Origin of the sequence: Bradyrhizobium sp. (genome assembly GCF_049691595.1) — a bacterium.
In the GTDB taxonomy this organism is placed as follows: domain Bacteria; phylum Pseudomonadota; class Alphaproteobacteria; order Rhizobiales; family Xanthobacteraceae; genus Bradyrhizobium.
Genome location: NZ_JBAVNZ010000666.1, coordinates 1 through 11,939, shown reverse-complemented (window position 1 = coordinate 11,939; position 11,939 = coordinate 1). Strand labels below are relative to the sequence as shown.

The window sequence follows — 11,939 nt, the reverse complement described above, 5'->3', positions numbered from 1 at the left end:
GAGCCGGCATCTGGCGATCGACGAGGCGGGAAGCGTGCTCGGCGAGGCCGCGGCGAGGGGCGAGCCGATCGCGATTGCCGATCTTGCCGCCGCCGCCGATCATCCGCTGCGCGACGTGGCGGTCGCGGCCGGCTTCCATTCCGTGCTGGTGGTGCCGCTGGTCGATCAGAAGGGCTTTTTGGGATCACTGGTGGTGCTGCGCAACAATGCCGGCGAGTTTTCGGCGAACCTGACCGGGCTGATGAAGACCTTTGCGCACCAGTCGGCGCTGGCGATGCGCAACGCGCGGCTGTTCACGGAGGTGGACCACAAGGGCCGCGAACTGGAGACTGCGCACAACACCGTCCGCCAGCAGGCCGACAAGCTGCAGGAGCAAACCAACCAGCTCAAGGACTGGAACAAGTCGCTGGAACAGCGCGTCGAGACGCAACTGGCCGAAATCGAGCGCATCCGCCGCCTGGAGCGCTTCCTGGCGCCGCAGGTCGCGCAACTGATCGCCTCCTCCGACGGCCACGATGCGCTGCTCGACAGCCACCGCCGCGAGGTCACGGTGGTGTTCTGCGACCTGCGCGGCTTTACGGCGTTCACCGAAAGCACCGAACCGGAAGAGGCCATGAACGTGCTGCGGGAATATCACGCGGCGCTCGGCGAACTGATCTTCCGCTATGAGGGCACGCTCGACCGCTATGCCGGCGACGGCGTAATGATCCTGTTCAACGCGCCGATCCAGTTTGCGGACCACACCGCGCGGGCGGTGAAGATGGCCGTGGAGATGCGCGACGTCATCGGGCAATTGACCGAGCGGTGGCGCAACCGCGGCCACAATCTCGGCTTTGGCATCGGCATCGCGCTCGGCTACGCCACGCTCGGCCAGATCGGCTTCGAGCAGCGGCTCGAATATGCCGCGATCGGCAGCGTCACCAACCTCGCCTCGCGGCTGTGCGACGAGGCCAAGGCGAACCAGATCGTGGTTTCCAGGCGCGTCTACGGCATGGTCGAGCCCTGGGTCGAGGGCCGGCCGATCGACGATCTCAATCTGAAGGGCTTTAATCATCCGGTGCTGGCGGCGGAGATCTTGCGCTGGCGGGAGGAAGGTGAAGCGACCGAGGCCAGGGCGCCGGCGGCGCTATGGCAGAAGCAGTCGTCGTAACCCGCGCTTCACTCATCAGCTCAACCCGGCCCGCCGGAACGCGTCGAGATAATGTTTGCGCTCGGTATCGTGTTTGAACGGCATCTGGTCAGCGATCCAGGACAGCGAGATCGTGGGTTGGGCGCGACGGAGTTCCTGCAACGCGGCTTTTGCAACGTCGTCATGGCCAGCCATCGCGGCGGCCGCGGTCAGCACCCGGTGCGCGCCGACAAAATCGCTGCGCAGTCGCAACGCTTCGCGCGACAGCCCGATCGCCTCCTGGTAATTGCCGCCGACAAACTGCGAATAGGCGGCCACGCCGCAATAGATCGCCGCGAACGGGTCGCGCGGGCTGAGCCGCAGCGCCTCGCGCGCCGCGCGATCGCCCTCCTCCCAGCGCCCGCAATAGGCGAGCGCAACCCCATAAAGGCCCCGAGCGGGCGAGAAGTTGGGATTGAGCCGAAGCGCCAGCTCGAATTCGGCGAGTGAATCGTCAAACTGGCGATTGAACAGATAGACGCTGGCGAGCGCATAATGCGCCCAGGGATCTTCGCTGTCGGAATGGATCGCCGCCAGCGCGGAACGTTCCGCGATCCGAAGCGCCTCGGCCATCTCCTCCCAGCCCATATGGGCGCCGAAAATGCGGCTGGCGGCGAGCAGACCGAGCGCCTGGCCGTAGCACGGATCGAAATTGATGGCTTTTTCGAGCAGCGCCTGCGCCACCACATTGTCCTGCCGTGTCACCCGCCAGTAATGCGACAGCGCGCGCATCACCAGATCCCAGGCGTCCATATTGTCCGGAGCCTTGCGCTGGGCGCGGAAATTCTCCGCGGCGTAGAGTTGCGGCTCGATCGCGGCGACGATCGCCCGCGTGATCTCGTCCTGCACGGCGAACACATCCGCGAGACTGCGGTCGTAGCGTTCGGCCCAGATGTGGCCGCCGGTCGTGACATCGTTGAGCTGAGCCGAGATGCGGACGCGATCGCCGTCTTTGCGCACACTGCCCTCGACGACATAATCGACGCCGAGCTCCTCGCCGATCTGCCCGATGTGGACGGATTTTCCCTTGTAGACGAAGGAAGAGTTGCGGGCGATCACATAAAACCAGCGCAGCTTTGACAGCGCGGTGATGATGTCCTCGCTGATGCCATCGGAAAAATATTCCTGCTCGGGCTCGCCGCTCATATTGGCGAACGGCAACACCGCGATCGCCGGACGATCGAGCACCGGCAATGCCTGCCGCGTCGGCTCGGCCGCCCGCTCCGGCGGCGGGGATGCAGCGCGCTCAACGCGCACCTCGCCAACGAAGCGAAAGCCTTTTCGCGCGATGGTGCGGATCACGCCCTGCTCCCGGCCGCTGTCGCCGACCGCCTTCCGCGCCGCGTTGATCCTGGAGGTCAGGGTCGATTCGGAAACGATCCTTCCCTGCCAGACCGCCGCGATCAGGTCGTCCTTGGTGACGACACGGTCGCGGTTCTCGACGAGGTAAATCAAGAGATCGAACACCTGCGGCTCAACCGCCACGCGCTCGCCGCCGCGGCGAAGCTCGCGGAGACCGACGTCGAGCACATGATTGGAAAACACGAATTGCACGTCGTCATCCACCGAACGGCTGATGGGCATCTCATCGAAAAATCAGGCTACCCTCAAGATAACCTCATCCCGCTGTCAGAGTCTTTAGGTCCGCGCAAGGGCATATCAGGTTCACCGCGGTCCGATTCCCTGTGGCCGCATCCTGATAAGGAGAATCCGATGGCCAGCACGACTGCGACCGCACCGACATTGTCTTCCGCCCCCGCGCCGGCGCCCGATCTTGCCGCGCTCAAGACCCGCCAGCAGGCCGCCTGGTCCTCCGGCAACTATGCCGTGGTCGGCAACACCCTGCAGATCGTCGGCGAGGAGCTTTGCGAGGCGCTCGATCTTCCCGCCGGATCGAAGGTGCTCGACGTGGCCGCCGGCAATGGCATGGCGACGCTTGCCGCCGCGCGCCGATGGTGCGACGTCACCTCGACCGATTATGTGCCGGCGCTGCTGGAGCGCGGCCGCGCCCGCGCCGAGGCCGAGGGCATGACGGTCAAATTCGCCGAGGCGGACGCGGAGGACCTGCCGTTCGACGATGCGAGCTTCGATTGCGTGCTTTCCACCTTCGGCGTGATGTTCACCCCGAACCAGGACCGCGCCGCGGCCGAACTGCTGCGTGTCTGCCGGCCCCTGGGCAGGATCGGTCTCGCGAACTGGACGCCGGAAGGTTTTATCGGGCAGGTGTTCAAGACGCTCGGCAAATATCTGCCGCCGCCCGCGGGCGCCAAATCGCCGGCGCTGTGGGGCACCCGCGCGCGGCTGACCGAAATGTTCGACGCTGCTGCCGCCTCGATCAAGGCGGAATCGCGCATCTTCAACTTCCGCTACCGCTCGCCGGAACATTTTCTGGACATCTTCAAGACCTTCTACGGTCCGGTGCTGAAGGCATTCGCCGCGCTCGATGCGGCGAAGCAGCAGGAACTTCACAACGACCTGCATGCGCTCATCGTGCGCATGAACCGGGCCAGCGACGGCACCCTGGTCGTGCCCAGCGAATACCTCGAGGTCGTGATCACCAGGCGCTGATACCTCGCGGGATCTCGCGATCCGGCGACTGCATCTCCCTCTCCCCGCTCTTGCGGGGCCGAGACGAGCGTAGCTCGCTCTGAGAGGGTTGGGGTGAGGGGCTCTCTCCACAGAGTTGGACTCGCGGAAAGTCCCCCTCACCCGGATCGCAAGAGCGATCCGACCTCTCCCCGCAAGCGGGGCGAGGTAACTCGAACGCCAGCGATTCAATTTCAAGCCTTCATGCTTCCCATCAGGAATCGTACGATGACACCTGTGATTCAAATACCGCGCGCGGGCCGCTCGGGAAGCTGCATCGTCGCCCTGCACTGTTCGCTCGGGTCGGGACGGCAATGGACGCGGCTCACCGCCGAGCTCGGTGACCGCTACCGGATGATCGCGCCGGATATTTCCGGCTACGGCAGCAATCCCGGTGGCGCCGAGTTGCCGACGACGCTGGCGCAGGAGGTTGACGACCTCTGCGATCGGCTCGAGGAAGCGGAGGGACCGATCCATCTCGTCGGCCATTCCTATGGCGGCGGCATCGCGTTTCGGATCGCGACCGCCTCGCCCTTCGCCGGGCGTGTTCGCAGCCTGACCCTGATCGAGCCGGTGCTGCCGACCTTGCTGTGCGACGATGACGGCGACCGCCGGCTGCATGATCGCTTCAAGAGTCTCGCACATCAGGTCTACCAAAATCTCTGCGATGGCCTCGTGCTGGAGGCGCTGGAAAAATTCACCGCGTTCTGGAACGGCTCCGGCCCGGCGGAGCCGTTGTCGGCGAATACCTGGCTTCGCATGATCGAGCACGCCAACAAGCTCGCCTTCGATTTCACGGCGGCGCTCGGCGAAGCGGACGTGAAGTCGCGCGCCGCGGCCCTTCGCGTGCCGACCCTGCTGTTTTCGGGTGGCCTGTCGCCAATCATGACCCAGCGCATCGTCGAACGGCTGGCCGCGATCATCGCGGGCGCCGATGCAAGACACCTGCCGGCCGCCGGCCACATGCTTCCGATCACCCATGCCGCCATCATCAATCCCGAGATCGCCAGGCACATCGCGCAGGCGGACGAGCGCGCGGAGGCGATGTCGGCGGTTTGATTGGGGTGCAGTCCGTCACTGCGAGCGCAGCGAAGCAATCCATGGCACCGCGTAAAGAAAGAATGGATTGCTTCGCTTCGCTCGCAATGACGGGTCTCAGACATGGGTTCATGATCTCGCGGCGCGATGCGCCCGAGTCTTGTCCGAAAATTTCCGCCCTTTTGAAACAGAGGGCGCAGGGAAGGCCGGGTGCTGGCTGGCACCCGCGGTCTCGTGTGCAAGATGTGCAAAAAATGCGCACACGAGCATACAGGTATCAGCCGGGGCATCCGACCTTCCCTGCGCAATGGTTTTAACGCTTATGCCGCGCTCTCCTCGGCGACGAATTCGTTTTGTCACCGTCGTCGGCGAATTGACGATCTTGTCGAACCCGGTTGGTTTCGCAAAATCTCCGCCGACTTGACACCAGCAACGGGTGCCAGGACCACACGGTTTTGCCGTCCGCTTTGGCGCCGGTCGTCTGCGTGCCGCCGATCGCTCACGAAGCCCAAAGGACCCGCCCTGCGATCACGTGTCACGCCCGACGCTGCCGCGTCCACCGCATCCCACCCCGCGTTCGTGACGATCATGATACGCCCCTCTTGGGGGATGGGACGGCGGAAGTTATAGTTTTGATTTGCCCGACGGGCGGAGCGGAATATTTTTTCGAAAGGGGCTGGACAGGCCATTCACGCGACAGCCCGTCGGGCAAATCAGTACCATTCGCACAAGTTGCAATCGGAAACGCATCAAAGAGACGAGGTATTCTGGCCCATACGGGCTTGGACGCCGGTTTCGGCGACCGAACGGGTTACCCAGCGCCGCGCCCTTCCTGATCTCAAGCCTCGGCGCTTGGCTCGAGAGGCAGCCTTCTGATATCGATAGAACCCGGAACCAGACTGGTACATCGATGCCCCTCCTCCCCCCGCGCCACCTTTCGCCAAACCTCCCCGCCCTCGTCCTCGCAGGCCTGTTGTCCCTCGCCCACCCCTCCCTTGCCGCCAGCGAGCCCGACGCCGCGCCAAAGGGCGCCGCCGTCACGGTGCTCAAGGCCACAAAATTCTGCTTCGCCAATAATGTCGAGGTGTCCGGCATCGTCATCCCGCGGGACGAGACGCAGGTCAGGCCGGAGCGGTTCGGGCTCAAGGTCGCGGAGGTGCTGGCCGATGCCGGCGACAGCGTCAGCGCCGGGCAGAATCTGGCGCGGCTGACGCTGCCGGAAGGCGGCGCGGTCATGCTGCAGGCGCCGGTCGCGGGCGTGATCTCGGCCTCGACGGCGACCGTGGGCGCGACGGCATCAGCCAAGGGCGAGGCGCTGTTCTCGATCATCGCCCGCAGCGAGTATGATCTGGTCGGCATGGTGCCGACCAGGGACATCGCCAGGCTCGCGGTCAACCAGACCGCGCGGATCAGGATCATCGGCGCCGGCGAGCTCGACGGCAAGGTGCGGCGGATGGCGCCGACAGTGGAGCCCAACAGCCAGCTCGGCCAGGTGTTCGTCGGCGTCTCGAGCAACCGGCGGCTATTGGTGAATTCAGCGGCGCGGGCGGTGATCAAGACCGGGCAGAGCTGCGGCGTCTCGGTGCCGCTGACTGCGATCCTCTATTCCACCGCCGGCACCGTGGTGCAGGTGGTGAAACGCGACCGGATCGAGACGCGGCGGGTCGAAACCGGCTTGATGGCGGCGGGCCAGGTCGAGATCCGCGATGGCATCGCGGAGGGCGACATCGTGGTGGCGCGCGCCGGCGCACTGCTGCGGGAGGGCGATCCGGTGCGGCCGGTGATGACCAGCATGGACGCGAAGTAGGCGAGTACGCTTTCTCGATATCCGAGGGCGGGAGAAGCGGACTATCCGCGGGACCGCGACCGCGGAAGCGCCCCCACCCCCGGCCTTCCCCCCGCAAGCGGGAGAGGGAGCGTAGCGGCGCAAGGGGCGGCATCTTCCGCGTGATGCCGGAAGCGCGGCGAGGGAGCTTAAGGAGTTAGCCGCCGAGGCGGATGTCTTCGAGCAGCGAGGACGACACCGAGGGGATCTGCTCGCCTTCGGAGGCGCGGGAGACCGCGACGCGGGTCCTGTTGAAGGCGCTTTCGGCGCCGGCCTGGGGATGCAGGTTGTTGAGGAGTTCCGCCACCAGCACGCTGTGCGCGCCGCTGGAATCGTCGACCACCTTGCCCGGCGTCGCCGAGGACAAGATCAGGGCGTTTTCCGGCGCGCTGATCGGCGCGAGCCCATGGGAGAACGAGCGGAAGCGGCGTTCATAGGGATTGCGGCGGGAGGCATCGAGCACGACGAGCTTGGCCTTCGCGCCCTGCTCCTTCATCGCGTCCAAAACCTGCTCGACGCTGACGCCATCGCGGCGCACGTCGGATTCCCTCCAGATCGCGGCATCGACCGGGATCATGTAGCTTTCGCGGCCGACCTGGACGCCGTAGCCGCCGAAAAACAGCATCACCACCGAGTCCGGCTGGATCTTCGCCTTCAGCCGGCCGATGGCGCGGTTCATGTCGTCTTTGGTGGCGTCTTCCACCACGTCGACGTCAAAACCCTTGTTGCGCAGCGCGGCAGTAAGGCCGCGGGCGTCGTTGATCGGCTGGGTCAGCGGCGCCGACGCGTCGGGGTATTGGCCGTTGCCGATGACGAGCGCAAGGCGGGAAGCCTTACTCTCCGCGTCGCCGGCCTGCTCGGCGGCAATCGCCTTGCCGGCATCGAGCGCACGCTTGTTCAGCGCGGCGTGGGCGCCGATCGCCAGCGACACCATGCCGAGCAACGCGGCGGCGGCGGTGACGGAGCGGCGGGAGATGCGTAGCTGCCTGATATTCATCGCGTTTCAATTCCCAATCGTTGTCCAGGGCATTGTTTAGGGCGCGCCAGTTAGTCGCGTCAGTGCCGTCAGGGTTTTAGGGGAAGCCCCAAGTCTGTGCCGTTAAATTAAGCTCAATTTGCGGCATCGCAACAAACAAACCCTTAACCCGCATGGCCGTCCCGGGCAACCGCCTTTGGCGAATGGAGTCGATGCAGCCTGATTATGCTGCAAAAAAGCATCAAGTTGTGTGACAAACATCACATTTGTCTTTACTGTTGATTCATATCATTTTCAAAGGCTTGCTGGCCTCGACAGCAAGTGGCGGCCGCGGGGCGGATTCAGCGGCGCCTGAAATGACCGTCCGGCGGAAAGAAATTGCATGGGTTTTCACACTTTCGCCGGTGCCGCGGTCCGGGCACTGACCGCCTGCAAGGACGGTCCGTCGCTATACGACGTCTGCGACCCGCTGCTACTCAGCTACCAGGGCGGCGACCCGCATCTCGGGAAATTTTATCGGACCGCGCTGGGTAACCCGGCCTTGCGGTCGCTGTTGCGCCGGACCGGGCTGCCGGAATTGCGGGATGAAACCCGCCTTCGGGCGCTCCAGGAAGCCCTGAGCAGGGCCCGCGACGACGCCGAGCCAGACTGGGCGGCGATCGGCCAGCCGGTGGCCGAGCTGCTGGCCACCATCGATGTCCGCCACCCCGCCCCGGTCCCCGCCCCGGCCGCCCGGCACACCCCCGCTGCCGCCGAGATCGACACCGTCATCCGCCGCTGCGGCGCGCATCTGCTGCGGTCGTTTGCCAAAAACGGCGTCATCCCGACCTATGCCGCGTTCAACCTGATCGGCGACGCCGACATCGGCGGCCGCGAACTGCTTGTCGCGCTCACTGGCCTTAATTCGCGCGGCTACAAGAACTCGACGCTGTTGTTCAACCTGGCGCGGATATTCATCGCCCGGTCGCCGGCGCGGGGGCTGATCAACCCGCCCTGGCGGGGGATCGCCGAGCCGATGTGGCAGCCGATGCAGATCCGCCATCGCTCCGCCTATTACGACGCGTTCTTCACCGAGGCGCTATTGAGTTTTGTCGAAACCGGCATGGCATCCGCGGACCAGGCCGGTGCCGCGCGTCGCGCCATCGCGGACATGGTCGCGTTCTGCCTCTCCACCAGCCGCGAGCAGGTGCCGTCGCATGACGGCTCGACCGTGAGCGTCGTCACCGCGCTGGCGCCGCTGCCGCATCCGCGATTCTCGAGATTCTTCGCCCAGATCAAGCAGGATCTCGGTTTTGGCATCTACGTGCCGGATTGCGACACCACGGCCTGCGCCTTCTCGGCCGCCACGCAGGCCGGTTCCGACGATCCGATCCTCGAGCAGCCGCTGCTGGATTTTTACCGCGGCTATCAGGTCCGGAGCGGCGCCAACGAGCCGCGGGTTACCGTGCCCTTGAACGACCATATCGATTACGAGGGCGGCGTCGTGACCTGGATCGATAATCTCGCCGGCGAGCGGCCGTTCGGCAACGATCTCGATCCGACGCTCAACCTCGACATTCTCGAAGTCAGCTTCCGCAATGTTGCGCGGTGGAAAATCCTCGAAACCCCGCGGCGGCTTCAGACGGTTCACCGCATCATCGGCTTTCAGAAACGGCTCGCCGACAGCGGCGCGTTCACCAATCCGCGCTCGCATATCTATTACTTGCCCGAGCTTTACTCGGCCTATTTCGGCCGCTGCTATGCCGCCTTCATGGCGCTGCCGGCGCCGGCGCGAGAGGCGATCGACCCCGACGGCGCCTTCGAATTCATCCGCGGCAAGGTGCTGGCCTATGTGCAGAACGAGTTGATCGCCCGCGAGATCAACGCGTTCGATGCCGCGCTCGCCCTGATGGCGCTGGCGCATCTTGGCGCCGACGCCGCGACCTTCACCCCGGCGCTGCGCGTTATCGTCGGCCAGTTCGGCGAGGGCGGCCGGCACGGCCCGTACAGGGCCTATGAATGGAACAAGATGAAGACGCCGACGCGCATTGTGGTCGGCGGCCCCGAGGTCACCTCGGCCTTCGTGCTGATGGCACTTTCGCTGGCGCGGCCGAGGATGCGAGGGTAGGGCGAATGGCGAGTAGCGACCAGGACACAGGAGCGGCCCGCGCTCGATCCACTATTCGCTATTCGCCATTCGCCATTCGCGTTGCCATCCGGGCTACGCCTCGCGACGACGGTAGCGGAAAGTTGAAAGCATCGCTCCCGCCGGGCACTGGCCGCCCAGCCCAATTGCCCGCACAATCTTTGGGCGAATCATGCTCTGCCGGGATTGCCGATGAAATCAAAGACGCTGCTCGCTGCCGTTCTGATCCTGCTGGCGCCCGAAATCGCCCGTTCGGCCGAGATCGCCGGCGTCCCGAAGATCCGCGAGGGCGATCACATCCAGATCGGCAACAGCCGCATTCGGCTGGGCGGGATCGACGCGCCGTCGACCGATCAGCTTTGCCTTAACCATCATGGCGAGCGCTGGACCTGCGGGGTTGCCGCGCGCGACGAGTTGGTCCGCCATGCCGGCGACAAGAGCTGGACCTGTCACCCCCGCACCACCGACCGCCGCGGGCGGATCGTCGCGCGCTGCGAAGTCGATGGCGAAGACATCCAGAAATGGCTGGTGGCGAGCGGCTGGGCCTTGTCCTACACGCGGGTCTCCCACGATTACGACGCCGATGAAAAGGCCGCGCGCGAGGCCAAGGCCGGGATGTGGCAGGGCGCGTTCATCGCGCCGTGGGACTGGCGCGCCCGCAACAAGAAGACCGCCATTTTGGGCGCGACCAAGCCGCCGGAGAACGCCTCCACCATCCTCCTGGCCTCGGCATCGGGTTCGGTGGCGCCGTCGCCCGACTGCACCATCAAGGGCAATGTCAATCGCTCCGGCGAATGCATCTATCACCAGCCGGGCAGCCGCTGGTACGCCAAGATCGAGATGAAGATCAGCAAGGGCACGCGCTGGTTCTGCTCGGTCGACGAGGCCGAAGCCGCTGGCTGCCGCGAGACCAAACGGTAGCGGCTTCCCTCAGGCCCGCGCACCGCGTAAAACCCCTCGAAATGGCTGTTCAGCCCATCCGTTAAGGAAACACCACCCATGACCGTTCGCGCGGGCCGGGAATTTCTGGCCATCCCCGGGCCCACCAACATGCCCGACGAGGTGCTGCGGGCGATGCACCGCCCGGCGCTGGACATCTATTCCGACCAGATGGTGGAATTGACCGAAAGTCTCTTGCACGACCTCAGCAAACTGTTCGCCACCAGCGGACACTCTTATATCTATATCGCCAACGGCCACGGCGCATGGGAGGCGACGCTCTCCAACGTGCTGTCGCGCGGCGACAAGGTGCTGGTGCTGGAAAGCGGCCGCTTCGCGATTGGCTGGGGCAACGCCGCCGCCGCCATGGGCGCCGATGTCGAGGTCTTGAGGGGCGACTGGCGCCGCGCGATCCGCCCGGCCGAGGTCGAGGCGCGGCTGCGGCAGGACCGGGATCACACGATCAAGGCGATTCTCGCGGTGCAGGTCGATACCGCCTCCGGCGCCTATAACGACATCGAAGCGATCGGCAAGGCGATCAGGGCGAGCGGCCATCCCGCGCTGTTCATGGTCGATGCCGTGGCCTCGCTCGGCTGCATGCCGTTCGAGATGGACGCCTGGGGCATCGACGTCGCGATGTCCGGCTCGCAAAAAGGCCTGATGACGCCGCCCGGCCTCGGCTTCGTCGCCGCCAACGACCGCGCCCGCGAGGTGCACAGGAAGGCGAACCTGCGCACGCCCTATTGGGACTGGACCGAGCGCGACGGCGCCGAGCACTACCGCAAATATGCCGGCACCGCGCCGGTGCATTTGCTGTTCGCGCTGCGCCAGGCCGTCGACATGCTGTTCGAGGAGGGGCTGGAAAACACGTTTCTGCGCCATCGCCTGCTCGGCGAGGCGGTGCGGCGCGCGGTCGCGGTCTGGGCCGAAGGCCAGGTGCTCGGCTTCAACATCGCCGAGCCGTCCGAGCGCTCGAACACCGTCACCACGGTGACGATGAACGGCCACGATCCCGTGGCACTGCACCGTTATGCCAAGGAAAAATGCGGCGTGGTGCTGGGCGTCGGGATCGGCGAATTGCAGGGCCAGGCGTTCCGGATCGCCCATATGGGGCATGTCAATGCGCCGATGATCCTGGGCACGCTCGGCGTCATCGAGGTCGGGCTCAACGCGCTCGACATTCCCCATGGCAAGGGCGGCACCGAGGCCGCGATCCAATGGCTGGGGGAGAGTGTGGGCGCCTAGCAAAATCGTCATTGCGAGCGCACGCGAAGCAATCCAT

At 65.4% G+C, this 11,939-nt stretch carries 9 protein-coding genes; 7 read left to right on the top strand and 2 right to left on the bottom strand.

Annotation, left to right across the window (positions count from 1 at the left end; genetic code table 11):
* Positions 1-1,150 (top strand): adenylate/guanylate cyclase domain-containing protein (locus WCE35_RS26745; RefSeq protein WP_424596312.1); only part of this gene is annotated, 1,150 nt, incomplete at its 5' end.
* A 15-nt stretch (positions 1,151-1,165) separates the two neighbouring features.
* On the opposite strand, the gene WCE35_RS26740 is transcribed toward WCE35_RS26745, so the two are convergent.
* Complete coding sequence (locus WCE35_RS26740) at positions 1,166-2,722, bottom strand: winged helix-turn-helix domain-containing tetratricopeptide repeat protein (protein ID WP_424596313.1); 1,557 nt, start codon at positions 2,720-2,722, stop codon at positions 1,166-1,168.
* A 159-nt stretch (positions 2,723-2,881) separates the two neighbouring features.
* Between WCE35_RS26740 and WCE35_RS26735 the strand changes: the two genes are divergently transcribed.
* From WCE35_RS26735 to WCE35_RS26725, 3 genes are all read left to right on the top strand, one after another.
* Positions 2,882-3,736 (top strand): class I SAM-dependent methyltransferase, encoded by an 855-nt coding sequence (locus WCE35_RS26735; RefSeq protein ID WP_424596311.1) that lies wholly within the window; start codon positions 2,882-2,884, stop codon positions 3,734-3,736.
* A gap of 246 nt (positions 3,737-3,982) precedes the next feature.
* Entirely contained in the window at positions 3,983-4,813 is an 831-nt protein-coding gene (locus WCE35_RS26730; protein ID WP_424596310.1) for an alpha/beta fold hydrolase, read from the top strand.
* Between the two features lie 889 nt (positions 4,814-5,702).
* On the top strand, positions 5,703-6,599 hold the full coding sequence (locus WCE35_RS26725; protein ID WP_424596309.1) for an efflux RND transporter periplasmic adaptor subunit: 897 nt from the start codon (positions 5,703-5,705) through the stop codon (positions 6,597-6,599).
* A gap of 175 nt (positions 6,600-6,774) precedes the next feature.
* Here the strand turns inward: WCE35_RS26725 and WCE35_RS26720 are convergent, their stop codons facing one another.
* Positions 6,775-7,614: a caspase family protein gene (locus WCE35_RS26720; RefSeq protein ID WP_424596308.1), complete on the bottom strand. Its 840-nt coding sequence runs from the start codon at positions 7,612-7,614 to the stop codon at positions 6,775-6,777.
* 361 nt (positions 7,615-7,975) lie between these two features.
* Here WCE35_RS26720 and WCE35_RS26715 point away from each other — a divergent pair, with 361 nt between their 5' ends.
* From WCE35_RS26715 to WCE35_RS26705, 3 genes are all read left to right on the top strand, one after another.
* Positions 7,976-9,700, top strand: coding sequence for a hypothetical protein (locus WCE35_RS26715; RefSeq protein ID WP_424596307.1), 1,725 nt, complete (start codon positions 7,976-7,978; stop codon positions 9,698-9,700).
* 210 nt (positions 9,701-9,910) lie between these two features.
* Positions 9,911-10,639, top strand: coding sequence for a thermonuclease family protein (locus tag WCE35_RS26710; protein WP_424596306.1), 729 nt, complete (start codon positions 9,911-9,913; stop codon positions 10,637-10,639).
* A 78-nt stretch (positions 10,640-10,717) separates the two neighbouring features.
* Positions 10,718-11,902, top strand: coding sequence for a pyridoxal-phosphate-dependent aminotransferase family protein (locus WCE35_RS26705; protein ID WP_424596305.1), 1,185 nt, complete (start codon positions 10,718-10,720; stop codon positions 11,900-11,902).
* Positions 11,903-11,939: the final 37 nt, after the last annotated feature.